The organism is Streptomyces hundungensis (genome assembly GCF_003627815.1).
GTDB classification, from domain to species: Bacteria; Actinomycetota; Actinomycetes; order Streptomycetales; family Streptomycetaceae; genus Streptomyces; species Streptomyces hundungensis_A.
The window spans coordinates 2,717,111-2,742,451 of the sequence record NZ_CP032698.1 but is presented as its reverse complement, the minus strand read 5'-3'; the positions used below and the strand labels follow the sequence as shown (position 1 = coordinate 2,742,451).

22 protein-coding genes are annotated in these 25,341 nt (G+C 71.6%); 14 read left to right on the top strand and 8 right to left on the bottom strand.

The features are described from left to right. The first annotated feature begins 761 nt into the window (after nt 1-761). On the top strand, nt 762-1,268 hold the full coding sequence (locus DWB77_RS12165) for a DinB family protein (RefSeq protein ID WP_120721286.1): 507 nt from the start codon (nt 762-764) through the stop codon (nt 1,266-1,268). Between the two features lie 31 nt (nt 1,269-1,299). Here DWB77_RS12165 and DWB77_RS12160 read toward each other — a convergent pair whose 3' ends face one another. Together DWB77_RS12160 and DWB77_RS12155 are read right to left on the bottom strand one after the other, a co-directional pair. Further along, a complete protein-coding gene (locus DWB77_RS12160) occupies nt 1,300-2,349 on the bottom strand; it encodes a sensor histidine kinase (RefSeq protein WP_120727687.1) in 1,050 nt (349 codons plus the stop codon). A gap of 70 nt (nt 2,350-2,419) precedes the next feature. Further along, nucleotides 2,420-3,115: a response regulator transcription factor gene (locus tag DWB77_RS12155; protein ID WP_120721285.1), complete on the bottom strand. Its 696-nt coding sequence runs from the start codon at nt 3,113-3,115 to the stop codon at nt 2,420-2,422. 225 nt (nt 3,116-3,340) lie between these two features. On the opposite strand from DWB77_RS12155, the gene DWB77_RS12150 reads away from it, so the two are divergent. Beyond that, complete coding sequence (locus tag DWB77_RS12150; protein WP_246033849.1) at nt 3,341-4,315, top strand: endonuclease/exonuclease/phosphatase family protein; 975 nt, start codon at nt 3,341-3,343, stop codon at nt 4,313-4,315. A 79-nt stretch (nt 4,316-4,394) separates the two neighbouring features. Here DWB77_RS12150 and DWB77_RS12145 read toward each other — a convergent pair whose 3' ends face one another. Continuing rightward, the gene (locus DWB77_RS12145) at nt 4,395-6,242 is read right to left on the bottom strand and encodes an ABC transporter ATP-binding protein (RefSeq protein WP_120721283.1); all 1,848 of its coding nucleotides are present in this window, start codon (nt 6,240-6,242) and stop codon (nt 4,395-4,397) included. Further along, nucleotides 6,239-8,182, bottom strand: a complete 1,944-nt coding sequence (locus DWB77_RS12140; RefSeq protein ID WP_120721282.1) for an ABC transporter ATP-binding protein — start codon at nt 8,180-8,182, stop codon at nt 6,239-6,241. Before DWB77_RS12140 ends, DWB77_RS12145 begins: the two co-directional genes overlap by 4 nt. Nucleotides 8,183-8,381: 199 nt before the next feature. Between DWB77_RS12140 and DWB77_RS12135 the strand changes: the two genes are divergently transcribed. From DWB77_RS12135 to DWB77_RS12120, 4 genes are read left to right on the top strand one after another with little or no spacing between them, the layout of a single operon-like run. Beyond that, nucleotides 8,382-9,284 carry an ABC transporter ATP-binding protein gene (locus tag DWB77_RS12135; RefSeq protein WP_120721281.1) on the top strand — a complete coding sequence of 301 codons (903 nt, stop codon included), beginning with the start codon at nt 8,382-8,384 and terminating at the stop codon, nt 9,282-9,284. Continuing rightward, nucleotides 9,281-10,072, top strand: a complete 792-nt coding sequence (locus DWB77_RS12130) for an ABC transporter permease (RefSeq protein WP_120721280.1) — start codon at nt 9,281-9,283, stop codon at nt 10,070-10,072. The genes DWB77_RS12135 and DWB77_RS12130 overlap by 4 nt, the downstream gene beginning before the upstream one ends. A gap of 59 nt (nt 10,073-10,131) precedes the next feature. Continuing rightward, nucleotides 10,132-11,400: a sensor histidine kinase gene (locus DWB77_RS12125; RefSeq protein ID WP_120727685.1), complete on the top strand. Its 1,269-nt coding sequence runs from the start codon at nt 10,132-10,134 to the stop codon at nt 11,398-11,400. Then, entirely contained in the window at nt 11,390-12,034 is a 645-nt protein-coding gene (locus DWB77_RS12120) for a response regulator (RefSeq protein ID WP_120721279.1), read from the top strand. The genes DWB77_RS12125 and DWB77_RS12120 overlap by 11 nt, the downstream gene beginning before the upstream one ends. A 27-nt stretch (nt 12,035-12,061) precedes the next feature. Here the strand turns inward: DWB77_RS12120 and glgX are convergent, their stop codons facing one another. Beyond that, complete coding sequence (gene glgX / locus DWB77_RS12115) at nt 12,062-14,308, bottom strand: glycogen debranching protein GlgX (protein WP_120721278.1); 2,247 nt, start codon at nt 14,306-14,308, stop codon at nt 12,062-12,064. A 141-nt stretch (nt 14,309-14,449) separates the two neighbouring features. On the opposite strand from glgX, the gene DWB77_RS12110 reads away from it, so the two are divergent. The 6 genes from DWB77_RS12110 to DWB77_RS12085 all read left to right on the top strand — a co-directional run bounded on the left by DWB77_RS12110 (nt 14,450) and on the right by DWB77_RS12085 (nt 21,259). After that, complete coding sequence (locus tag DWB77_RS12110) at nt 14,450-15,679, top strand: L,D-transpeptidase (protein WP_246033501.1); 1,230 nt, start codon at nt 14,450-14,452, stop codon at nt 15,677-15,679. Between the two features lie 235 nt (nt 15,680-15,914). Further along, entirely contained in the window at nt 15,915-17,156 is a 1,242-nt protein-coding gene (locus DWB77_RS12105; protein ID WP_120721276.1) for a L,D-transpeptidase, read from the top strand. Between the two features lie 123 nt (nt 17,157-17,279). Further along, nucleotides 17,280-18,047, top strand: coding sequence for an enoyl-CoA hydratase/isomerase family protein (locus DWB77_RS12100; RefSeq protein ID WP_120721275.1), 768 nt, complete (start codon nt 17,280-17,282; stop codon nt 18,045-18,047). A 297-nt stretch (nt 18,048-18,344) separates the two neighbouring features. Next, a complete protein-coding gene (locus DWB77_RS12095; RefSeq protein ID WP_120721274.1) occupies nt 18,345-18,848 on the top strand; it encodes an ATP-binding protein in 504 nt (167 codons plus the stop codon). Between the two features lie 411 nt (nt 18,849-19,259). Then, nucleotides 19,260-20,078, top strand: coding sequence for a polysaccharide deacetylase family protein (locus DWB77_RS12090; RefSeq protein WP_120727683.1), 819 nt, complete (start codon nt 19,260-19,262; stop codon nt 20,076-20,078). After that, nucleotides 20,078-21,259 (top strand): YncE family protein, encoded by a 1,182-nt coding sequence (locus DWB77_RS12085; RefSeq protein WP_120721273.1) that lies wholly within the window; start codon nt 20,078-20,080, stop codon nt 21,257-21,259. Before DWB77_RS12090 ends, DWB77_RS12085 begins: the two co-directional genes overlap by 1 nt. Before the next feature lie 64 nt (nt 21,260-21,323). Here the strand turns inward: DWB77_RS12085 and DWB77_RS12080 are convergent, their stop codons facing one another. From DWB77_RS12080 to DWB77_RS12070, 3 genes are all read right to left on the bottom strand, one after another. Beyond that, on the bottom strand, nt 21,324-22,514 hold the full coding sequence (locus DWB77_RS12080; protein ID WP_120721272.1) for a cytochrome P450: 1,191 nt from the start codon (nt 22,512-22,514) through the stop codon (nt 21,324-21,326). Further along, nucleotides 22,511-23,179 (bottom strand): tRNA-dependent cyclodipeptide synthase, encoded by a 669-nt coding sequence (locus DWB77_RS12075; protein WP_246033500.1) that lies wholly within the window; start codon nt 23,177-23,179, stop codon nt 22,511-22,513. Before DWB77_RS12075 ends, DWB77_RS12080 begins: the two co-directional genes overlap by 4 nt. 229 nt (nt 23,180-23,408) lie before the next feature. Further along, nucleotides 23,409-24,059 carry a GNAT family N-acetyltransferase gene (locus DWB77_RS12070; protein WP_120721270.1) on the bottom strand — a complete coding sequence of 217 codons (651 nt, stop codon included), beginning with the start codon at nt 24,057-24,059 and terminating at the stop codon, nt 23,409-23,411. Nucleotides 24,060-24,273: 214 nt separating this feature from the next. Between DWB77_RS12070 and DWB77_RS12065 the strand changes: the two genes are divergently transcribed. Both DWB77_RS12065 and DWB77_RS12060 read left to right on the top strand, forming a co-directional pair. After that, entirely contained in the window at nt 24,274-24,486 is a 213-nt protein-coding gene (locus DWB77_RS12065; RefSeq protein ID WP_120721269.1) for an EF-hand domain-containing protein, read from the top strand. Between the two features lie 75 nt (nt 24,487-24,561). Further along, nucleotides 24,562-25,284, top strand: a complete 723-nt coding sequence (locus DWB77_RS12060) for an NADPH-dependent F420 reductase (protein ID WP_281280092.1) — start codon at nt 24,562-24,564, stop codon at nt 25,282-25,284. The last annotated feature ends 57 nt before the right edge of the window (nt 25,285-25,341 follow it).

The following is a 25,341-nucleotide window of genomic DNA, read 5'->3' as shown; positions in this document are numbered from 1 at the left end:
CGGCGTAGGGGTTCTCCTCTGTGCTTCCCGCCTGTTCGGTGCGGGTCGGGGCGGGGGCGGTGTGGGGGTGCGGGGTTCGCGTGCGGTCCGTCGCATCGGCAGCCCCATCCGTTCCTCGCCGTTCGCGATTCGGCTCGCGGCGGCCGCCCCACCCCCACGGCTCAAAGGCGCCGCCCCGCCCCGGTGGCGCTGGGCGGCCTCGCCCCTCGGAGCGCGGGTCGCAGCTGGCCGCTCGCGCAGTTCCCCGCGCCCCTTGGGGGGGCTGAGCGTTGAGTGATGGGTGCCGGTTGTCCGTGGCTGGTCGCGCAGTTCCCCGCGCCCCTGGTGGGGGTGGGTGGGTGTTGGCTGTGGGGTGCGGGTTGTGTGTGGCTGGTCGCGCAGTTCCTCGCGCCCCTTGGGGGCCGGGGGGGTGCCGTCTTTAGGGGCGCGGGGAACTGCGCGAGCAAGTGGCGCCGGGCCGCAGGCGTAAGGAGACGTGAGAGGCCCTGGCCCCGGTGGGCCGCGGTCGTGGTGGGTTGGGGGCGGGGTGGCGTTTTTAGGGGCGCGGGGAACTGCGCGAAGGCCCCCGCCGGGCCGCAGGCGTAAGGAGACGTGGGAGGGGCCTGGGCCCGGTGGCCTTTGGGTGAGAAGGGGGGGAGGGGGCGTTTTTGGGGGCGCGGGGAACTGCGCGAACGGGACCCGCCGGGCCGCGGGTGGGAGGAGACGTGGGAGAGGGGTTGGGTAGGGTGCGGGGGTTTGGGCTGGACGACTTGAGGAGCCCCATGAACGACCCCCGCATAGGCCCACCCCACTTCGGGGACGAACGCGAGACCCTGCGCGCGTTCCTCGACTACCACCGCGCGACGCTCGCCATGAAGTGCGAGGGCCTCGGCGACGAGGACCTGCGCCGGCAGTCGATGCCCCCGTCCACCCTGTCCCTGCTCGGCCTCGTACGGCACATGGCCGAGGTCGAACGGACCTGGTTCCGCCGGGTGTTCGAGGACCACGACGTCCCCATGGTGTGGTCCGACAAGATCGACTTCCAGGCCGCGTACGACGCGAGCGAGTCCACCCGGGCCGAGGCCTTCGCCGCCTGGGAGGCCGAGGTCGAGCACTCCCGGCGGATCGAGCGGGACGCCGAGTCCCTCGACCTCGCGGGGTACCAGCCGCGCTGGGAGGAGGAGGTGTCGCTGCGCATGGTGATGCTGCACATGATCCTGGAGTACGGCCGCCACAACGGCCACGCCGACCTCCTGCGGGAGGGCATCGACGGGACGGTGGGCGCCTGAAACAGGGGAGCGCGGGGGAGCGGCGCCGGAGTCACCCGTCGCGGCGCGCGGGCCTCGCCGGGAGTTCCACCGCGACGCGGATGCCGCCCGCCGCACGCGGGGCCAGGGTGAGCGTCCCGTCGTGCGCGTGGGCGATGGACTGGACGATGGCCAGGCCGAGGCCGACACCGGCGTGATCGGTGTGGACGCGATCGGTGCCGCGCCGAAACCGCTCGGTGAGGCTCGCGACCCGTTCCGGGGCGACCCGCTCCCCGGTGTTCTCGACCGTGAGCACCACCGCCCCCGGACGGACGGCGGTGGTGACCCACACCGCGCCCCCCGCGGGCAGGTTGTGGACGATCGCGTTGTGCACCAGGTTCGTGGTCAGCTGGAGCAGCAGCGCGGGCGATCCCGTCGTGGGCGCGATGTCACCGCCGGTCTCCAGGGTGACGCCGCGCTTCTCCGCGAGGGGCAGCAGCGTTTCGGTGGCCTCCTCCGCCAGCAGGGACAGGTCGACGGGCTCATGGGTGACGGTCCGCCGGTCGGCGCGGCCGAGCAGGAGCAGGGCCTCGGTGAGGTCGATCGCCCGGGCGTTGACGGCGTGGAGGCGTTCGACGAGTTCACCGGTGTCGGCCGGCGGATCGGTGCGGGCCACCTCGAGAAGGGCCTTCGAGATCGCCAACGGGGTGCGCAACTCGTGGGAGGCGTTGGCCGCGAACCGCTGCTGTTCGGCGACGTGCGCCTCCAGTCGTTCGAGCATCGCGTCGAAGGCGTCGGCCAGTTCGCGGAACTCGTCCTCGCGGCCCGGCAGCCGGATCCGGTGGGAGAGCGATCCGTGCGCGACCAGACCGGCGGCGGCGGTGATGCGGGTCAGTGGGGCCAGCATGCGACCGGCCAGGATCCATCCGCCCAGCAGCCCGAAGACCAGCAGGAACGCCAGGACCGCGGCTGCCCGGGGAGCGAAGACCTCCAGGAGGGCGGAGCGGATGGGAAAGACGCCGTCGGCGGGTCTGACGTCCGGGTTGATGAGCATCGCCCGGTCGGGGACGTACCGCAGGAGGAACGCCCACACCGCCGCGAGCAGCAGGACGCCGGCCAGCATGAGGAACCCCGCGTAGCTGAGGGTGAGTTTGAGCCGGACGCTCAACCCGGGCGCCCTGGGCCCGGGCGCCCTATCCACGCCCGCCTCCCTCGGGTCCGCCCTGCGGCGGGGTGTCGATGCGGTAGCCGACGCCCGGCACCGTGGCGATGATCCAGGGCTCACCGAGCCGCTTGCGCAGGGCCGAGACGGTGATGCGCACGGCGTTGGTGAAAGGGTCGGCGTTCTCGTCCCAGGCCCGCTCCAGGAGTTCCTCCGCGCTGACCACCCCGCCCTCGGCGGCGACGAGGACGTCGAGCACGGCGAACTGCTTGCGGGTCAGCGCGACGAAGGCGCCGTCCCGGTAGACCTCGCGGCGAAACGGGTCCACCCGCAGCCCCGCGAGTTCGCGGACCGGGGGCCTGCTGTGGACGCGCCTGCGGTCGAGCGCCCTGAGCCTGAGCACGAGTTCCTTGAGCTCGAAGGGCTTCGTGAGGTAGTCGTCGGCGCCGAGCCCGAACCCGGACGCCTTGTCGTCGAGACGGTCGGCCGCGGTGAGCATCAGGATCGGAATCCCGCTGCCGGAGGCGACGATGCGCCGGGCGATCTCGTCACCGGAGGGACCGGGTACGTCGCGGTCGAGCACGGCGGTGTCATAGGCGTTGACGCCGAGCAGTTCCAGCGCGGTGTCGCCGTCCCCCGCGATGTCGGCGGCGATCGCCTCCAGGCGCAGACCATCGCGGATGGCCTCCGCCAGATACGGCTCGTCCTCGACGATCAGCACGCGCATGGTGTCGATGCTACGAGTCACCGCCTATCGCGGGTGTATCGAAAACCGCATACGGGACGGCAACACGGCCCGCTCTTGGCTGGCGGCATGCATCGAAACCCGGCATCGACTCGTACGAGGACCTCCCCCCTGGGCGCCGCCCCCGACCGCGAAGGCCGCCCCGGACAGGACAGCGCCCGCCCTGTCGCCGACGGCTTGGGCGCGCGCTTTCGTCGGGGTCTGCGGATGGTCGCCCGGCCCGGCCCCTGGAGGCGCGGCCGGGTGCTCGCCGTGCTCGCGTTGCTGCTCGGGGTGCTCCTGGTGCTGCACGGGTACGTCACGGACCGGGCGGGTCTCGGCAGCCTGGTGGAGACCTTCCTGCCGTGGTTCGGCCTGGGGGTCCCGGTGCTGTTGGCCGGGGCGCTCCGGCGTCGCTCCGCCACCGCGCTGGTCGCGCTGCTGCTGCCGGTCACGGTGTGGCTGAGCCTCTTCGGCGGGCTGCTCGCCGACAAGTCCCGCCCGGGTGGCGACCTCACCGTGGCCGGCCACAACGTCGGCGCCGACAACGCGGACCCGGCCGGCACCGCCCGCGCCCTGGCCGCCTCCCGCGCGGACGTGCTGGCTCTGGAGGAGATCACCGCGCGGGCGAAACCGCTGTACGAGAAGGCTCTGGCGGCGGCGTATCCGTACCACACCGTGCAGGGCACGGTCGGGCTGTGGAGCAGGCTGCCCCTGTCGGACGTCCGGCCGGTGGACACCAAGATGGACGCCGGGCCGCTCGGGGACGCGAAGCCCGCCGACGTCAAGCTGACGTACACCCGCGCGCTGCGTGCCACCGTAACCACCGACCGGGGCCCGCTGGCCGTGTACGTGGCACACCTGGGGTCCGTGCGGGTGTTCCCGACCGGGTTCTGGACGGGCTCGCGGGACCGCAACGCGGGGGCGCTCGCCGAGGCCCTCGCCGCCGAGCGGAACGAGCGGGTGGTGCTGCTCGGCGACCTGAACGGCACCCTCGACGACCGCGCCTTCGACGGCATCACCGCGCGGCTGCGCTCGGCCCAGGACGAGGCGGGGAACGGCTTCGGCTTCAGCTGGCCGGCGGCGTTCCCGGTCGCGCGGATCGACCAGATCCTGGTCCGCGGGGTGCGCCCGGACAGCTCCTGGGTCATGCCCGCCACCGGCAGCGACCATCTGCCGGTGGCGGCCAGGATCAGTTGGTGAGCACCGGGTGGGGCGCCCCCGCGTGAGCACCGGGTGGGCCGCCCCCGCGTGAGCACCGGGTGGGGCGCCCCCGCGCCGGTCAGGCCAGGCTGTCGCGCCACGCGCGGTGCAGATCGGCGAAGCGGCCGGTGCCCGCGATCAGCTCCCCGGGCGGGCCGTCCTCGACGATGCGGCCGTGCTCCATCACCAGGACTCGGTCCGCGATCTCGACCGTGGACAGCCGGTGCGCGATCACCACGGCGGTGCGGCCGCCCAGGACCGTGTGCATGGCGCGCTGCACCGCCCGCTCGCCCGGAACATCCAGCGAACTGGTCGCCTCGTCGAGGATCAGGACCGCCGGATCGGCGAGCAACGCCCTTGCGAACGCGACCAGTTGGCGCTGACCCGCCGAGATGCGGCCGCCACGCTTGCGTACGTCGGTGTCGTAACCGTCGGGCAGGCTCGCGATGAAGTCGTGGGCGCCGATCGCCTTGGCGGCCTGCTCGATCTCGTCCCGGGTGGCGTCCGGGCGGCCGATCGCGATGTTCTCGGCGACCGTGCCGGAAAACAGGAACGCCTCCTGGGTGACCATGACGACCCCGCGCCGCAGATCCCGTACGGACAGCTCGCGCAGATCCGTTCCGTCGAGCAGGACGCGGCCGGACGAAGGATCGTAGAAGCGGGCCAGGAGCTTGGCGAGGGTGGACTTTCCGGCGCCCGTCGAGCCCACCACGGCGACGGTCTGGCCGGCCGGGATGGTCAGGTCGAAGCGGGGCAGCACTTCGCCGCCGGTCCGGTAACCGAAGCCGACCTGCTCGAAGTCGACGCGTCGGCCCGGGAGTTGACCCGCCCGCTCGGGCAGCGGGGTCGGCCGCGCCGGCTCCGGGACCGAGGGGACCTGGGCGAGCAGCCCGGCGACCTTCCCCAGGGAGGCGGCCGCCGACTGGTAGGAGTTGAGGAACATGCCGAGGCGGTCGATGGGGTCGTAAAGGCGGCGCATGTACAGCACCGCCGCAGCCAGCACCCCGAGCGCCAAGGTGCCGTCGGCGACCCGCGTCGCGCCCCACAGGACCATCATCGCGACCGTCAGGTTGGCGACGAGGCGGGAGCCCACCACATAGCGGGCCATCTCCAGGAGCGCGTCGCCGTTCTTGCGTTCGTGGCGCCGGTTCAGCTCGTGGAACTCGGCGTCGTTGGCCCGCTCGCGCCGGAAGGCCTGCACGGGCCGGATGCCGTTGAGGGTCTCCGCGAACTTGACGATCACCGCGGCGATCGCCGTGGACCGGGCCCCGTACACGGCCCCCGCGCGGCGCTGGTAGAGCCGGATCAAGAGGTGCAGCGGGAGGTAGGAGGCGACGGCGAGCGCGCCGATGCCCCAGTCCAGCCAGAGCAGCATCGCGCAGATGTAGACCGAGGAGAGGATGACCCCGATCAGCTCCTGGAGGCCCTCGCTGAGCAGTTCGCGCAGCGACTCGACGTCGGTGGTGGAGCGCGAGATCAGCCGGCCCGAGGTGTACCGCTCGTGGAAGTCGACGCTCAGCGCCTGCGCGTGGCGGAAGATCCGGCCACGCAGATCGAGCAGCACGTCCTGGTTGACCGAGGCCGAGGCCCGCACGAACGCGTACTGGAAGAACCCCGACGCCAGCGCGCTCACCAGATAGCCGACGCCGACGGCGATCAGCGGCCCGTAGTCGTGCGCGCGGAACGCCGGCACGCCCCGGTCGATGGCGTACGCGACAAGGAGCGGGCCGGCCTGGGCCGCGGCCTGCTGCACCACGAGCATGAGCGTGGCGAGCACCACCCGTCGGCGCAGTGGCCGCAACAGCGACTTCAGCAGGGCCCCGGTCGCCCCGGCGGGCGCGGGCAGTTCGTCGCGGTCGAAGGGGTCGCCGACGGCCGCCACCTCCGGTTCGTCCGTACCGGTCTGCTCCCCGACGGTCGTGGTCATCGCCCGTCCTTCCCCTCGTCGTCGTGCTGTTCGGTGGCGCCGGACATCAGCCAGGCGTACTCGGCGCTGTCCCGCAGCAGTTCCTGATGCGTGCCGACGGCGGTGATGCGGCCGCCCGACAGCAGGGCCACCCGGTCGGCGAGCATCACCGTGGAGGGGCGGTGCGCGACCACCAGCGCGGTGGTCTCCTGAAGGACCCGCCGCAGCGCCGCCTCCACCAGTGCCTCGGTGTGGACGTCCAGGGCCGACAGGGGATCGTCGAGGATCAGGAACCTCGGCCGCCCCACCACCGCCCGGGCCAGCGCGAGCCGCTGCCGCTGCCCGCCGGACAGGCTCAGCCCCTGCTCGCCGACCTGCGTGTCCACGCCCTGCGGGAGCCGCCGTACGAACTGGGCCTGCGCGATGTCGAGCGCCCGCTCCAGATCCTCCGGGCCGCCGCCGCCCATCAGGACGTTCTCCCCGACGGTGGCCGAGAAGAGCGTGGGCTCCTCGAACGCCACCGCCACAAGGCCGCGCAGCCGCTCCCGCGACATGTGCGCGATGTCCTCCCCGTCCAGCGTGATCCGCCCCGCCCCGGCCTCGTGCAGCCGCGGCACGAGCGCGGTGAGCGTGGTCTTCCCCGACCCGGTCCCCCCGACCAGCGCCATGGTCTCCCCGGGCCGAATGTGCAGATCGATCCCCGCGAGCACGGGCGGACTCCCGTCCGCGGCATCCGGATACCGAAAGCCAACCCCCTCGAACCGAACCCCGCCCTTGTCGCGGGCGCTCAACTCCCAATCTGCCGAGGCCAGTTCACCGCCGGTCGGCACCACTTCAGCCCCTCCGGCGTTTGAGGAGCGGGGGCCCGGGGGCAGCGCCCCCGGAGCACGGTCCGCGGACGAAGACGATCCGGGGTCACCGAGAAGGGGGTCCGGGGCACAGCCCAGGAGGCCGGAGGAACCAGCACCCTCCTCTTCCGCATCCATCGCCTCGAAGAACCGCGCCGTAGCCGTCGCGGACTCCTGGCTCATCGCCAGCAGGAACCCGATCGACTCCACCGGCCACCGCAGCGCGAGCGCCGTGGACAGGAACGCCACCAGCGTCCCGGCCGAGAGGTCGCCGTCGGCGACCTGCACCGTGCCGAGCACGAGCGCCGCCCCGATGGCGAGTTCGGGAATCGTGGTGATCAGGCCCCAGAGCCCGGCGAGCAACCGCGCCTTGGCGAGTTCGGTGCCGCGCAGCCGCCCGGAGAGCTCCCGGAAGGCCAGCGCCTGGCTGCGGTGCTGCCCGAACCCCTTGATGATCCGGATGCCGAGGACGCTCTCCTCGACGACCGTCGTCAGATCGCCCACCTGGTCCTGCGCCTGCCGCGCGACCAGCGAGTAGCGGGTCTCGAACAGGGAGCAGAGGACCACCAGCGGGATCACCGGCACGAGCAGTACGAGCCCGAGGCTCCACTGCTGGGACAGCAGGATCGCGAACCCGGCCAGGATCGTGACCCCGTTGACGAGCAGGAAGGTCAGCGGGAACGCCAGGAACATCCGCAGCAGCATGAGGTCCGTGGTGCCGCGCGACAGGAGCTGGCCCGAGGCCCAGCGGTCGTGGAAGGAGACCGGAAGCCGCTGTACGTGCCGGTACAGATCGGCCCGCATCTCCGCCTCGACCCTCGCGAGGGGGCGCGCCACCAGCCATCGCCGGAACCCGAAGAGCGCCGCCTCCGCGAGCCCGAGGAGCAGCAGGTACAGCGCGCCGAGCCACACCCCGCCGGGGTCGTGCTCGGCCACCGGCCCGTCGACGATCCACTTCAGGACGAGGGGGATCACCAGACCTAGACAGGAGGCGACAACCGCCACAAATGCCGCACTGAACAGGCGTGTTCGGATCGGGCGCACATAAGGCCAGAGCCGCAGGAGCGAGCGGGTGGCCGACTGGTCCTTGAGAGCTGCGTGTGTTTCGGACATCGGGCCGAGCCTACGGATGGGCACGGACAGTGCCCACCGAGTTTCGGACGGGCCGCGCTCGTCCGCTGGTCCTAGGACCTGTCCGGCGGATCCTGTCCGGGACGCGGGGGGTCGTAGCGCGGGTCAACCGATCGGTTGATGCGGGGTCGAGCGCGATGGGCGATGTGGCGGACCCCCCCTCGGCCGGGATTCTCGACCCATGGCAATCATCGAGGTCACCTCACTGCGCAAGGCGTATGGCCGCAAGCCCGCCGTCGACGGTGTCAGCTTCACCGTCGAGGAGGGCGAGATCTTCGGGATCCTCGGTCCCAACGGCGCGGGCAAGACCACCACCGTCGAGTGCGTGGAGGGGCTGCGCGTCCCGGACGCCGGGACGGTCCGGGTGGCCGGTCACGACCCGGTCGCCGACCACGACCGGGTCACCCGCATCCTCGGCGCCCAGCTCCAGGAGAGCGAGCTCCAGCCCAAACTCACCGTGCGTGAGGCGCTGGAGCTGTACTCCGCCTTCTACCCTGACCCCGCCGACTGGCGCCCGCTCGCCGAACGCCTCGGCCTGGCGCCGAAGTTGACCACCCGCTTCGCCAAACTGTCCGGTGGGCAGAAGCAGCGCCTGTCCATCGCGCTCGCCCTCATCGGCAACCCGCGCGTGGTGGTGCTCGACGAGCTCACCACCGGACTTGACCCGAGGGCCCGGCGCGACACCTGGGAACTCATCGAGGACGTACGGCGCGGTGGGGTCACCGTGCTCCTGGTGACCCACTTCATGGAGGAGGCCCAGCGCCTCTGCGACCGGATCGCCGTCATCGACCGGGGCCGGCTCGCCGCCCTGGACACGCCGTCGGGGCTGATCCGGCGGGCGGCCGGCTCCACCGTCATCTCCTTCACCCCCTCGTCCCCCCTCGACGACCTCGCGCTCACCGAGCTGCCGCAGGCCGCCGCCGTGGAGGAGAAGCAGGGCCGGGTGACCATCCACGGCACCGACGACACCGTCAACGCCGTGATCACCCTGCTCGCCCGGAACCACATCACCGCCCACCAACTCCGCGTCTCCGAGGCCACCTTGGACGACGCGTTCCTGGACCTGACGGAGGCCTCGGCATGACCACCACCCTCACCCCCGCGCGCTCCTCGGGCGCCGCCCGCGCCTCCCGCCGGGCCGCCGCCGCGGTGCTGCGGACCGAGACCACGCTCTTCCGCCGCGAGCCCGCCGGACTCTTCTGGATCATGGTCTTCCCGACCGTCCTGCTGGTCGTGCTGGGCTCCATCCCGGGCTTCCGCGACCCCGACAAGGCGCTGGGCGGCATCCGCTTCGTCGACGCCTACGTCCCCGTCGCCGTCCTCCTGTCCATGATCATGGCGGGGCTCCAGGCCATGCCTCCGGTGATCACCGGATACCGGGAGCGCGGCATCCTGCGCCGGATGTCGGTCACCCCGGTGCGCCCGTCCGCGCTGCTCGGCGCCCAGATGGGGCTGCACGGCGCGGCCGCGCTGCTCTCCGCCGTCCTCTCCCTCACGGTCGGCCGTCTCGTCTTCGACGTGGCGCTGCCGCGCCAACTGTTCGGGTACGCCCTCGCGCTGCTGCTCGCCGTCCTCAGCGCGCTCGCCCTCGGCGCCCTGGTCTCCGCCCTCTCCCGTACCTCCAAGGTCGCGAGCGCCATCGGCTCCGCGGTGTTCTTCCCGATGATGTTCAGCGCGGGCGTCTGGCTGCCCGTCCAGGCGATGCCCGACACCCTGGGCCGGATCGTGGAACTGCTGCCCTTCGGCGCCGCCGCCCAGGCCCTGGGCGAGGCCGCGGCCGGCGGCTGGCCCGGCTGGGACCACCTCGGCGTCCTCGCCCTGTGGACCGTGCTGCTCTCGGCCGCGGCGACCCGCTGGTTCCGGTGGGAATGACGGCGCTGTTCCCCCGGGCCGCTTCCCGCGACGGCTTCGGCGTGGACGAGACTGGGGCCATGAGCGACGGGGCGAGCGACATCAAGCGGGACACGGTGGAGGAGCGCTGGGAGGCGTTCCACCGCTGGGGCCCCTACGGGCTGCTGTTCATCGGCTGCCTCGCCGCCGCGGCCACCGCCGATCTCCTGATGAGCACCGCCGCCCGCTGGGCCGCCCTCGCCCTGGTCGGCGGCGCCCTGCTGCTCCAGCTCTGCTGGGGCCGGCTGCGCCGCGGCCGGTCGGCGCCGGGCGCCGCGGGCGTCGTCTACTACTTCCTGCGCTGGGCCTTCGCCTTCGCGCTCACCTGGCTCAACCCGTTCTTCGCGTTCTACGCCGTCGTCGGCTACTTCGGCGCCCAGGCGGTGCTGCCCCGGCGCTGGGTCAAGGTCGGCCTGTTCGCGACGGCGGTCATCATGGCCGGCTCCCAGTCGGGCGGGCTGCCCCCCAAGGGCTCCATGGGGTGGGTGCTGTTCGGGGCCGTACTCGCCATCAACATCGTCCTGCTCACGGTGTTCAGCCACCTCGCGGCGCAGGAGGACGAACGGGCCCGGGTGCAGGGCGAGACCATCGCCGAGCTGGAGACCACCAACGCCCGGCTCCAGCAGGCCCTCGACGAGAACGCCGCCCTGCACGCCCAACTCCTGCTCCAGGCAAGGGAGGCCGGCGTCGCCGACGAACGGCGCCGGCTCGCCGCCGAGATCCACGACACCATCGCCCAGGGCCTCACCGGCATCATCGCCCAGCTCCAGGTGGTCATGAGCAGCTCCGACCCCGCCCTGGCCCGCGAACACCTCGCCAGCGCCCAGTCGCTGGCCCGGCACAGCCTAGGCGAGGCCCGCCGCTCGGTGCAGAACCTCAGCCCCCTCGACCTCGAACACGGCGTCCTGCACGAGGCGTTGAAGAAGACCGTCGCCCAGTGGGGGGCCCGGCACGGGGTGCGGGCCGACTTCACGGTGACCGGCACCGCGGTGCAGCTCCACGACGAGATCGAGGCGACCCTGCTGCGCATCGCCCAGGAGGCCCTCGCCAACGCGAGCCGTCACGCCCACGCCTCCCGCGTCGGCGTCACCCTCTCCTTCATGGGCGACGAGGTCTCCCTGGACGTACGCGACGACGGCCGGGGCTTCGACCCGCTGGACCTGCCGGCCCGCTCCGGCACCGGCGGCTTCGGCCTCGACGGGATGCGGGCCCGCGCCGAACGCGTCGCCGGCGGGGTCACCGTGGAATCCGAGCCCGGCCATGGCACCGCCGTCTCGGCGCGCGTACCGTTGGTCCCCCATGAGCACTGACGCCGCCATCACCCTGCTGATCTGCGACGACCACCCCGTAGTACGGGACGGTCTGCGCGGGATGTTCGCCCTGGACGCCGGCTTCGAAGTCCTCGGCGAAGCCGGTGACGGCGTCGAGGGCGTCGACCTCGCCCAGCGTCTCGACCCGGACGTGGTCCTGATGGACCTGCGCATGCCCGGGGGCGGGGGAGTGGCCGCGATCGCCGAGCTCACCCGGCGCGGGCTGCGCTCCAAGGTCCTCGTCCTCACCACGTACGACACCGACTCGGACACGCTGCCCGCGATCGAGGCGGGCGCCACCGGCTACCTCCTCAAGGACGCGCCCCGCGAGGAGCTGTTCACCGCGGTACGCGCCGCGGCGGCCGGCCGCACCGTGCTGTCGCCCGCGATCGCCTCCCGTCTGGTCAGCGCGGTGCGCACGCCCGCAGTGCCGGCCGGGGAGCCGCTGTCGGGCCGTGAGCGCGAGGTCCTCGAACTGGTCGCCAAGGGCACCTCCAACCGGGAGATCGCCCGCGCCCTCTTCATCAGCGAGGCCACGGTGAAGACCCATCTCACCCATATCTACGGCAAGTTGGGCGCCAAGGACCGGGCCGCCGCGGTCGCGGTGGCGTACGACCGCAAGATCCTGGGCTAGCGCCGGGGTCGCGACGCCGGGGTTGCCCTACTCGACCACCTTCAGGACCAGGAGGGACCGGGCCGGCAGCGTCACCGTGTCGCCGCCCCGGTGTGTTCCGCCCGGCGCCTCGGCCTGGTCCTCCCGCGCGGTGTCCACGACCCGTTCGTAGGAGGCGGCCCACGGCGGCCCCGGCAGCACACAGCTCGCCGGGCGGTCCGCCGAGTGCAGCAGGATCAGGAAGCTGTCGTCGGTCACCGGAGCACCCCGCGCGTCGCGCCCGGGGATGTCGCGCCCCGACAGATACAGGCCGAGCGTCGCGGCCGGGGCGTACCAGTCCTGTTCCGTCATCTCCTCGCCCCGCACGGTGAACCAGGCCAGGTCCCGCAGCCCGTCCGCGCCCCGCGCCCGCCCGGAGAAGAAGGCACGCCGGCGCAGCACCGGGTGGCGGTGGCGCAACGCGACCAGGCGGGTGGCCAGTTCGAGCAGCCCCCGGGGGCCGGGCTCGTCCCGGAGCGACCAGTCGACCCAGCTCACCTCGCCGTCCTGGCAGTACGCGTTGTTGTTGCCGCCCTGGGTGCGGCCCATCTCGTCGCCGGCCACCAGCATCGGCACACCCGTCGACACCAGCAGGGTGGTGAGCAGGTTCCGCGCCTGGCGCCGCCGCAGGGCGTTCACCTCCGGATCGTCGGTCTCGCCCTCCACGCCGCAGTTCCAGGCCCGGTTGTCATGGGTGCCGTCCCGGTTGCCCTCCCCGTTGGCCTCGTTGTGCTTGCGCTCGTAGGAGACCAGGTCGCGCAGGGTGAAACCGTCGTGCGCGGTGATGAAGTTGATGGACGCGTACGGGCGCCGGCCGCCCCAGGCGTACAGGTCGCTGGAGCCCGAGAGCCGGTACCCCAGATCGCGCACGTCCGGGAGGGCGCCCCGCCAGAAGTCGCGTACGGCGTCGCGGTAGCGGTCGTTCCACTCGGTCCACAACGGCGGGAAGGAGCCCACCTGGTAGCCGCCGCTGCCCACGTCCCACGGTTCGGCGATCAGCTTCACCCGGCGCAGCACCGGGTCCTGGGCGATCACGGCGAGAAAGGGCGACAGCATGTCCACGTCGTGCATCGAGCGGGCCAGCGCCGCCGCCAGGTCGAACCGGAAGCCGTCCACTCCCATCTCGGTCACCCAGTAGCGCAGCGAATCCGTGATCAGCCGCAGCACATGGGGCTGGACCACATGCAGGGTGTTGCCGCAGCCCGTGTAGTCGGCATAGCGGCGGGCGTCGCCCTGGAGTCGGTAGTAGCCGCGGTTGTCGATGCCGCGCAGCGACAGCGTCGGCCCCATCTCCCCGGCCTCGGCGGTGTGGTTGTACACCACGTCGAGAATGACCTCGATGCCCGCCGCGTGCAGCGCCCGCACCATCCGCTTGAACTCGCCGACCTGCTGCCCGGCGGTCCCGCTCGCCGAGTAGGCGGCGTGCGGGGCGAAGTAGCCGATCGAGTTGTAGCCCCAGTAGTTGCGCAGTCCGCGCCGCAGCAGATGGTCCTCGTGCGCGAACTGGTGCACCGGCAGCAGCTCCACCGCCGTCACCCCGAGCCGCACCAGGTGGTCGATGGCGGCCGGGTGCGCGAGGCCCGCGTAGGTGCCGCGCAGGGGCTCGGGGATGTCCGGGTGGAGCCGGGTGAAGCCGCGTACGTGCAGCTCGTAGATGACGGAGTCGGCCCAGGGGGTCTTGGGGCGGCGGTCGTCCGCCCAGTCGTCGTCGTCCTGCACCACCACGCCCTTGGGGAGGTGCGGCGCCGAGTCCCGGTCGTCGCGCACGGTGTCGGCGACCTGCTGCTGCGGCCAGTCCCGTACGTGCCCGTACACCTCCGGCGGCAGCGCGAAGTCGCCGTCCACGGCCCGCGCGTACGGGTCGAGCAGCAGCTTCGCCGGGTTCCAGCGGGCCCCCGTCCACGGGTCCCAGCGCCCGTGGACCCGGAACCCGTAGCGCTGCCCGGGGCGTACGCCCGGGACGAAGCCGTGCCAGATCCCGTGGGTCAGTTCGGTGAGCGCGAGGCGGGTCTCGGTGTCCGCCGGGTCGAAGAGGCACAGCTCGACCGCTTCGGCGCCGCCCGCCCACAGCGCGAAGTTGGTGCCCGCGACACCGTCGGGGCCGACCCGGAAGCGCGCCCCGAGCGGGGTGGGGGCGCCCGGCCAGACAGGGGGGCGCAGGGCCCCCGGTTCACCTCGGTGGCCGTTCGTTCCTCGCTGCCCCTGCGTGCCGGGCGCGGCACCCCGCACTGCCTTCTGTTCGGCTGCGCTCGACACCTGTCGGCCTCCCGCGGCTCGGCGCGGGGGATGGCAGCGGCGTCCCGGCCGCGGCTTCCCCGCTCGTCTCTGCACCTGTTCTTCCCGCAACAGCCCTCGTACTCACGTTTCCCCCGGCGGGGGGCGGTCGTTGGGCCGGTCGTGAGAGACGCACTGAAGCGGGCAGGGGCGGGCACGGCCGCCGCCCTGGCATGGGCAGGACTGACCGCGGTCCTGGTGACCGCGCTGACCGGGTGTTCGGGCACCGCCCTGGACATCGGTGACATCGGGGGCAAGCCCCTGACACCGCAGGAGGCCATCCTGGTGACCCCGGAGGACGGGGCCAAGGGAGTCAAGGCGGACCAGAAGGTGGAGGTACGGGTGCCGGGTGGGCGCCTGGAGCGGGTCAAGGTGATGAAGACGGAGGACGCGCAGCCCGAGGAGGTGCCGGGCAAGATCTCCGCGGACGGGCTGACCTGGACGCCGACCGGCGGCGCGCTGCAACTGGCCGCGCTGTACACGGTGGACACGGTGGCGCTCGACGGCCACGGCCGCCGCCAGGCCCGCCACACCAGCTTCGCCACCTTCGTGCCCGAGCACCGCTTCATCGGGTACTTCAAGCCGGAGAACCGCTCCACGGTGGGCGTCGGCATGATCGTGTCCTTCAACTTCAACCAGGCGATCAAGGACAAGGCGGCCGTCGAGCGCGCCATCACGATCACCTCGCAGCCGCCGGTGGAGGTGAGGGGCCACTGGTTCGGCAAGGACCGGCTCGACTTCCGGCCCGCCAACTACTGGGCGCCCGGCACCAAGGTCACCGTCGACATGCGGCTGCGTGACGTGGTCGCGGCCCCCGGGGTCTACGGCATCCAGGACAAGACGATCGGCTTCACCGTGGGCCGCGACCAGGAGTCCCTGGTGGACGCCGAGGCGCACACCATGGAGGTGCGGCGCGGCGGCGAGCTGGTGTCGACGCTGCCGATCTCCGCGGGCTCGCCGAAGAACACCACGTACAACGGCAAGATGATCGTCACCGAGATGTACGACGTGACGCGGATGAACAGCCAGACGGTCGGCTTCGGCGGCGAGTACGACATCCCGGACGTTCCGCACGCCATCCGGCTGACCAACACCGGCACCTTCCTGCACGGCAACTACTGGGCCCCCTCCAGCACCTTCGGAAACTCCAACACCAGCCATGGCTGCGTCGGTCTGCGCGATGTGAAGGGCGGCAGCTCGGACACCCCCGCGGGCTGGTTCTTCGACCGCACCCTCATCGGCGACGTCGTCGAGGTCGTCAACTCCCACGACCGCCAGGTCGCTCCCGACAACGGGCTCAGTGGCTGGAACATGGACTGGCCGAAGTGGAAGGCGGGCTCCGCGGTCTCCTGAAACCCCGCCACCCTCGATCGCATGGTCCCCAACCGTTCCCGGTACACCAACCGGGAACGGTTTCTGTGTTTCGCCTGAGAGTGCCAGGAAAAAGTTGGGACTGAACGGTGACACGGGAGGGGAGATCGGGCCCCAGCCGGTGTGATTATCTAGCGCCGTGCGTGCGCGAGGACGTGCGCGGGGGTGAGTGAGTGCGGGCGGTGGCGCGGCCACGCCGTGCGAGGGGAGAACAGTCTTGAACGGGCAGCCTATTTCGGGGGCTTCGAGCGCGGCCGGACGGCGCGGCCGCAGGGGCGCGGTGCCGGCCCTCATCGCCGGAGCGCTGCTGCTCCTGGTCACGGCGTGCGGCGGGGGCGACGGCTCCAGCTCCAACGCCAAGGCGGGCGGCGCGAGCGCCGCCGAGGACACCAAGGCGTCGGAGGCCGTGGTCACGGTCGTCCCGGCGGACAACGCCAAGGACGTGGCCACCAACGGCGCGCTGAAGATATCCGCCGACAAGGGCAAGTTGACCGCCGTCGCGGTGGCCGACAGCAAGGGCAACGCGGTCGCCGGGAAGATATCCGCGGACGGCCTCGGCTGGATCCCGGACCAGCACCTCGCCTCCGCCACGCAGTACAAGGTCCACGCGGTGGCCAAGGACACCAAGGGCCGCGAGTCCGCGAAGGACACCACCTTCACCACGCTCGTCCCCAAGAACACCTTCATCGGCCAGTACGTGCCCGAGGACGGCTCCACCGTCGGCGTCGGCATGCCGGTCTCCATCAACTTCAACCGGGGCATCACCAACCCGGAGGCGGTCGAGAAGGCCATCGCCGTGACCGCCGAGCCGTCCGTCCCGGTCGAGGGCCACTGGTTCGGCAACGACCGCCTCGACTTCCGGCCCGAGAAGTACTGGGCACCCGGCACCAAGGTCACGGTCAAGCTCAACCTGGACGGCGTCGAGGGCCGGCCCGGCGTCTACGGCAAGCAGACCCGCACCCTGCACTTCACGATCGGCCGCTCCCAGGTCTCCACCGTGGACGCGAGCGCCCACACCATGCGGGTGGAGCGCGACGGCCAGCTCCTGAGGACCATCCCGATCAGCGCGGGCGCCCCGGCGAACACCACGTACAACGGGCAGATGGTCATCAGCGAGAAGTTCGAGGTGACCCGGATGAACGGCGCCACCGTGGGCTTCGGCGGCGAGTACGACATCAAGGACGTGCCGCACGCCATGCGCCTGTCCAGCTCGGGCACCTTCATCCACGGCAACTACTGGGGCGACCCCTCGGTGTTCGGCTCGGTCAACACCAGCCACGGCTGCGTCGGGATGCGCGACGCTCGCGGCGCGGGCGACCCGTCCAAGCCGGCCGCCTGGTTCTACGACAACTCCCTCGTCGGCGACGTGGTCGTGGTGAAGAACTCCAAGGACAAGGTCATCCAGCCCGACAACGGCCTCAACGGCTGGAACCTCTCCTGGTCGGAGTGGACCAAGTAGCGGACACCACCAGGGCCGCGCACGTGGTTCCCGGCGGGCCCGGCGCCGTGCGAGGAGGGGGGCGACCCCCAGAACTCGCCACGCGCCGGGCCCGCCGTCGTTAGTGAGCGTTAACCTGCCTCCATGACTGTGAAGCTGGAAGTTTCCGAGGGCGTCGGCACCATCCGCCTGGACCGCCCCCCGATGAACGCCCTGGACATCGCGACCCAGGACGGGCTGCGCGAGCTCGCCGAGGAGGCGAGCCGGCGCGAGGACGTGCGGGCGGTGGTCCTGTACGGCGGCGAGAAGGTGTTCGCGGCCGGCGCGGACATCAAGGAGATGCAGGTCATGGACCACGCGGCGATGGTCGTACGCGGCCGGGCGCTCCAGGACTCCTTCACCGCCGTCGCCAAGATCCCCAAGCCCGTCGTGGCGGCCGTCACCGGCTACGCGCTGGGCGGCGGCTGCGAGTTGGCGCTCTGCGCCGACTTCCGCATCGCCGGCGAGAACGCCAAGCTGGGCCAGCCCGAGATCCTGCTCGGCCTCATCCCGGGCGCGGGCGGCACCCAGCGCCTGGCCCGTCTGGTGGGCCCTTCCAAGGCCAAGGACCTCATCTTCACCGGCCGGCAGGTCAAGGCGGACGAGGCGCTCGCCATGGGCCTGGTCGACCAGGTGGTGCCGGCCGGCGAGGTGTACGAGCGGGCCGTCGCCTGGGCCGCCCGGCTCGCCAAGGGCCCGGCCATCGCGCTGCGGGCCGCCAAGGAGTCCATCGACGCCGGTCTGGAGACGGACATCGACACCGGGCTCGCCGTCGAACGCACCTGGTTCGCGGCGCTGTTCGCCACCGAGGACCGCGAGCGGGGTATGCGCAGCTTCGTCGAGGAGGGCCCGGGCAAGGCCAAGTTCCTCTGATCGCGGCTCAGTTGAGGGGCACCCGGGGCGGTGCGGTCAACGGCGGCTGTACATGTGGTGGCGGTGTGTACACCCTGTGGGGGGATTAGCACAGCCTTAAGGCGACCTTAAGGAAAACCTCTGCGGAACGCTTGGTGATCACCTGAATGCGTTACGTCATCGCAGGTCAGAGTGGGTGTAGCGGGGCCTCTCCTGCCCCCGTCATATGCCAAGTGGCGGCTCCGGAACGTCAGGTTCCGGAGTCGCGATTCCTTCGGAACCGCCCCCAAGGACGCGCCGGGCCGCCATGATGGTGGCATGGCGGGGCTGGAGGGTATGGAACAACCGGCGCAGCGCGTGAGTGCGACCGCGGCGCGGTGGCTGCCGTCCGCCGATGACGAACTGGCTCTGAAAGCACTGGAGTTGTTCGGAAATCCGACCGAGGAAGAAGTCCGGCTGCCCTCGCGCCCGGAGTCGGCGGCGACCGCCCGCCGCATCACCCAGTCCGTCGTGCTGCGCCAGTGGGCGCTCTCGCCCACCCTCGCCGAACACGCGGTGCTGCTCGTCTCCGAACTCGTCGGAAACGCCGTGCGCCACACCGGGGCCCGCGTCTTCGGTCTGCGGATGCTGCGGCGCCGGGGCTGGATCCGGATCGAGGTGCGCGACCCCTCGCGCGGACTGCCCTGTCTGATGCCGGTGCACGAGCTGGACATCAGCGGCCGAGGCCTCTTCCTCGTCGACAAGCTCTCCGACCGCTGGGGCGTGGACCTGCTGCCGCGCGGCAAGACCACCTGGTTCGAGATGCGGGTGGCCGACCGCTGAGACGCCCGGAAGCCCGCGACGGTTCGCGGCATCACAGAAGCCCCCTGGCTGCCGGATGCGGCGCCGCGGGGGCTTCTGTGGGGCGCCGTGGATCTGGGGGGGTGTGATCCACGGCGACTGGAAGACGACCTGGCCCGGGTCAATGGGGGTCGTGGTTCCGACTATGACAGATGGGCGGCCCATCCTCAAAAGTCCCTAGTCGGACATATCGCCATGAACCCATACAGTTTAGCTGTGAATCGTAGGTGAGCTACAGCACTCACCTTCTAAAGCATGAATAGATATCGGGAGTGCTGAGTGAATCAGCGACCTGAACCCCCTCGGGAAGCCCCGCGCGGCCGCGACCCGCAAAGGTCCCGAAGCGGGTCAATCGCCACCAACGACCCTTCGGCGCACTTAAATGTCCATGTGCTGAATCCATCACCCCGTGCGGTCGATCGCCGCAGCGCCCTGCGCGCCGGGGCGGGCGCGGCCATCGTAGGGGCGTTCACGGCGGGCTGCTCGGACGACCGGGCCGGCCGGCAGCCGACCGGCTCCCCGACAGCGCCGCCGTCCGCCTCCGCGGCGGCCGCCTCTCCCGCCCGACCCCAGACGCCCCGCCCAGCACCGGCCCCCCGCTCCTTCCCCGGGCAGCCGGTCCAGATCAGCAGCGGACCCCGGGCCCGCCCGCAGGTCGCGCTCACCTTCCACGGCCAGGGCGATCCAAAGATCGCCACGACCCTGCTGAGCGAGGCCGAGAAGGCCGGGGCCCGGGTCACCGTCCTCGCCGTCGGCAGCTGGCTCGACGAGCACCCCGAGATGGCCCGCCGCATCCTGGACGGCGGCCACGAGCTGGGCAATCACACCCAGCACCACATCGACATCTCCACCCTGGACGAGTCGGGGGCCTACGCCGAGATCACCGGCTGCGCGGCCCGGCTGCGCCGGCTCACCGGCTCCATCGGAACGTGGTTCCGGCCCTCCCGCGCCCAGTACGCGACCGAGCTCGTCCAGACACTGGCCCGGCGGGCGGGCTACCCGCACGTCCTGTCGTACGACGTCGACTCCCTCGACTTCACCTCGCCCGGCGCCTCGGCCGTGACCCACAACGTCACCGGGCAGATCCGCAACGGGTCGGTGGTGAGCCTGCACTTCGGCTATGCGGACACGGTCGCCGCGCTGCCCGCCCTCCTCGCCGAACTGGAACGCCGCCGACTGCGCGCGGTCACGACCACGGAGCTGCTGACCTGATGCCGACCGTAACGAAGACGACCACCGCGCTGCTCGCGGCGGCCCTGCTCGCGGCCCTCGCCGGCTGCGGATCGGGCTCCGACCACAAGGACGAGGCGCTCGGCACCAAGCAGGCGGCCCCGCCCGCCGTCGCCAAGAAGGCCCCGCCGCAGGGCCTGCCGGGGATGCCGCCCGTCCTCGACCCCAAGGACGCCTACGCGGCCGACCGCCCGAACGCCCTCCAGCCCGCGGTGAAGAACTTCCTGCCGCGCGTCTACGTACCCAACACCAACTCCAACACGGTGTCCGTCATCGACCCGGCCACCTACAAGGTCATCCAGACGATCCCGGTCGGCCACCAGCCGCAGCACGTCGTGCCGTCCTGGGACATGAAGACGCTCTGGGTCAACAACGACCTCGGTGACTCGCTCACCGCCATCGACCCGGCGACCGGCAAGGTCGGCCGGACCGTGCAGGTCTCCGACCCCTACAACCTGTACTTCACGCCCAACGGCAAGTACGCCGTCGTCATGGCGTCGATGGACCGGGAGCTCGTCTTCCGCGACCCGGTCACCCTGAACCGGGCCAAGACCGTCCCGGTGACCTGTGCGGGCGTCAACCACGCCGACTTCTCCATGGACGGCCGGTACTTCATCGTCTCCTGCGAGTTCTCCGGCGAGCTCCTCAAGGTCGACACGGAGCAGATGAAGGTCGTCGGCCAGCAGAAGCTCCCCTTCTCGGGCGCCATGCCGCAGGACGTGAAGATGTCCCCGGACGGCAAGACCTTCTACATCGCCGACATGATGGCGCACGGCATGTGGATCCTGGACGGCGACAAGTTCGGCACGCCGACCCTGCTGCCCACCGGCAAGGGCTGCCACGGGCTCTACATCAGCCGCGACTCCAAGGAGATGTACATCTCCAACCGGGGCGAGGGCACCATCTCCATCTTCGACTTCACCAAGAACAAGCTGACCAAGAAGTGGGAGCTGCCCGACGGCGGCAGCCCCGACATGGGCGGAGTCTCCGCCGATGGCAAGGTGCTCTGGCTGTCCGGCCGTTACAACGCGGAGGTGTACGCCATCGACACCACCACCGGCAAGGAGCTGGCCCGCATCCCCGTCGGCTCGGGCCCGCACGGACTGGCCGTCTACCCCCAGCCCGGCCGGTACTCGCTCGGCCACACCGGCATCTTCCGCTGAGCGGGGCCGGACGAGCACGGCAGCGCGGTGCCCCGGGACCCGCCGGCCCCGGGGCACTTGAGTGTCACCACAGCACCGGAAGCCGCTCCGGAAGCCGTTTGATGAACCCCGTACGCCACACCAGCTGTTCGGCCGGTACCGCAAGGCGCAGCCCCGGCATCCGGTCGACCAGGACCGCGAGGGCCGTTTCGGCGTGCAGCCGGCCGAGCCCCGTGGCCGGGCAGAAGTGCCGCCCCGCGCCGAACGACAGATGCGGGTTGTGCTCCCGGTCGAGGTCGAGGCGGTCGGGGTCGCTGAAGACCGCCGGGTCGAAGTTGGCGCCCTCGACCAGCACCAGCACCAACTCGCCCTTCTTGACGAGGACTTCACCGAGCCGTACGTCCTCGAGGGCGAGCCGGGGCAGCCCGTCGCCGATCGACAGGTTCCAGCGCAACAGCTCGTCCACGGCCCGGCCCATGCGCTCGGGGTGCTCGCGCAGATAGCCGATCAGCTCCGGATGCTGGAGCAGCGCCAGGATCGCGAGGACCAGGAACGCGGAGGTGGAGACCGCGCCCGCGCCGAACATGGACACCGCGACCGTGGCCAGCATCTCGTCGGTCAGATGCGCGGACTCGGCGTCCTCGCGCAGCGCCCCCAGCCGGCCGAGCAGGCTCTCGGGCGGCACATCGGGCGCGTTCAGGCGCTCCACCATGTAGCCGAGGTCCTTGTACCAGTTGAGGCCGGCGCCCTCGAAGGTGTGCGCGCTCGTCATGAACGCGGTGTCCAGGCCCGACATGAGCCGGCGCCAGTCAGTGAACGGCACCCCGATCACCTGGCAGTGCAGCGCCGCCGAGAAGGGGTCGGCGAACCCCGCCCGGAGGTCGGCCGGCGGGCCCTCGGCGAGCAGCGCGTCGATGAACTCCCCGGCCCGCTCGCGCAGCCGCTCGGCGAGGCCGTCCGCACGCGGGCTCAGGGACTTCATCACGGCGGAGCGCAGGCCCGCGCTGTTGATGTTGCCCATGTTGTTGACGACCTCCGGCGGGATCGTCAGCGCGTACTGGCGCGGCGCCCCCTCGGCCGCGGTGTCCTTGAGGCTGAACCGCTCGTCCTCCAGGACCCGGGTGGCCAGCGCGTGCGTGCTCACCAGCCAGGCCTGGTCGCCGGTGAGGGTGCGCACCCGGGCCACCGGCTGCTTCTCGCGCAGCCAGGAGCACTCCTCGGGCAGTACGTCACCGCGGCGCGAGAGCGGGAAGTCGAGGACGGGCTCGGGGCTCATGCGGCTGTTCCTTCCGGGCGCACCACGGCATAGGCCTGGTTGCGGGAGGCCCGCAGGCCGCCGCCCTTGGCGTAGAGGAGTTCGGTCAGCGGGATCTGCGCGTGGTAGCACGACACGGAGGACGGGACGCCGAGGATGCCCGGGGTGTCCAGGAAGAAGGGCAGCTCCGCGGCGATGTAGTCCAGACAGGCGGCCAGTTGCTCCGCGCTCGCGGTGGGGCCGCCCACCTTCGTGGCGAGGAAGTGCCCCGCCATCCGCTCGCAGCCCGCCCGGACGTGCGGGTCGGTGGCGAGGAAGTGCCGCACCCGCCGGTGCAGCAGGTCGTAGACCGGGTTGGTGGCGAACTCCGAGAGGCCGTGCACGCCGACCAGGGTGCCCGGCAGGTCGGCCTCCTCGACGCCGCGCACGATCCGCCGGCGTACCGCCTTCAGCTCCTTCGAGGCGCGACGTGCCGCGTGCTCCTCCTCGTAGCCGAGCGCGCTGAACAGTTCGGCCACATGGAGGTCGGCGTAAATGAGGTCGATGCGGGAGAACCGTGCCGAAGCCCAGCGGACGAGTTCGGTGATGCGACCGGCGCTGAAGTAGCTGTTTCCCGGACTCACGCCGATGAGGACGTGATCGCCCTCGTCCCATATGTGGTGGCAACTTCGTGTGAAGGGCTGCACGGTGAATGCTTCAGTTGTGATGGCCACAGCTGTAACGCCCCAGCGCCGCTAGTCCCTGGGAGCCCTGTGCTTCCGGTGTGGCGACGACAGCAGCAAGTTATCCGGCAGTGGCGGAGCGTGAGGAAGGGGCAAAGGGAAGTTGGCGCGAACTCCTCTTTGTGCGGCGGAAAACCGGTCCTTCGGTATGGCGAACAGTCAGGCCCCCGGGTACGGGTCCGGCGCTCGGCGATCAGTGCGCCACGAGCAGCGCCTCGGAGCCCACCGGCCGGAAACCGGCGGCCTGGAAGGTGCGCACGCTGCGCGCGTTGCCCGGTGACTGCTGCGCCCACACCACCGCGTCCGGCACCAAGTGGCGCCCCGCCAGGGCGAGTTGAACCCCGAGACCTTGGCCGCGTGCGGCCTCGTCCAGCTCGACGGCGACCTCCCAGCGGCCCGCGACTCCCCGTCCGAGCACCAGGACACCGCCGTCCACCGCCCACACCCGCACCTCGTCCCGGAATTTCAGGGCGCGGGCCACCCTCGGATGGTCCGGGTCCTCGATCTCCCGCAGCGCCAGCGGCGGCCGGCCCGGCAGCGCGGGGGCGCAGGTCAGCAGGTCGACGCAGTTCATCGAGCGGCCGGTGCGGGCCATCAGGGCGGCCAGGAACCCCGGGTTCATGGAGGCGCCGAGGGGGTCGGCGTCGGTTCGGGCCAGCGCGTCCCTGATCCACTCCTCGTCCTCGTCGAGGAAGATCACCGAGTGCGCGGTGAACGCCAGCACGCCCGCGTCGCGGGGGGTGGGCTGCGCCACCACCGTCGTCCCGCCGTCGGCCGGCGGGAACTGCCCGCGAGCGACACCCGCCAGAATCTCCCCGAGCGCACTGTCCGTCCCACTCGCCATGTCCTGTTCCCGCTCCTTCTCGCGCTGCGATCCCCGTCGTACGGTCCGGCGTCTCCAGCCACTGGAAACCGGACACCCGACCCATGATCGACGACGGCCCGGCAACCTTCACCATCGGCCACCTCTCCCGCCGCACCGCGCCCCCACGGCGGCCGATAATCTGACCCGCGTCAGTAACGCACCAAGCAGTAGCACCAACAAAGGGGTGGACCCAGTGGCGGACATCGAAGAGGCGCGCAAGGCGTTCGCGAAGCTCGACGTCGACGGTGACGGACGCGTCACCGCGAGCGAGTACAAGACGGTCATGGCGCAGCTGGGCGACTTCCACGTCACCGAGACGGTGGCCCAGGCCATCATCAAGGCCAAGGACGCCAACGGCGACGGCAAGCTCTCCTTCGAGGAGTTCTGGGCGTCGCTGAACAAGTGACGCGCCCGGTCCCGGTGGCGTGAGCCCGCTCGCGCGGCGCGCCACCGGTGCCGGACCCGTACGCGGCCGACCGGAATAACCGGAGGCACCCACAGGTTCCCGGAGCGTGTCAACGCACCCTCTCCGGAAGGCCAGCTCATGAAGATCGGCATCATCGGCGCGGGCAACATCGGCGGCAACCTGACCCGCCGCCTCACCGCGCTCGGCCACCAGGTGTCCGTCGCCAACTCCCGTGGCCCGCACACGCTTTCCGCCCTCGCCGAGGAGACCGGCGCCACCCCCGTCACCGTCGAAGAGGCGGCCGACGGCGCGCGGGTCGTCGTGGTCACCATCCCGCTGAAGCACATTCCCGATCTGCCGGGGGGACTGTTCGACAAGGCCGCCGACGGCGTCGCCGTGATCGACACCGGGAACTACTACCCCAAGGAGCGCGACGGCCGGATCGACGCGATCGAGGACGGGCTGCCCGAGAGCCGCTGGACCGAGCAGCACATCGGCCATCCGGTCATCAAGGTCTTCAACGGCACATACGCGCAGGACCTCCTGGACCGCCCGCGCCCGCAGGGCGATCCCGAGCGGATCGCCGTGCCGGTGGCCGGCGACGACGAGGCCGCCAAGCGGGTCGTCCGCGAGCTCGTCGACGAGCTGGGCTTCGATACCGTCGACGCGGGCGGCATCGACGACTCCTGGCGCCAGCAGCCCGCGACCCCCGTCTACGGGCTGCGCGCCGGTGTCGCCGAGGTCACCGAGGCCCTGGCGGCGGCGCCGAAGGAACGTCCGGCAGCGCACAGCTTCTGAGAGCGCCTCAAAGGGGCGCGGGGAACTGCGCGACCGCCACCCACGGCCCGCACTTGA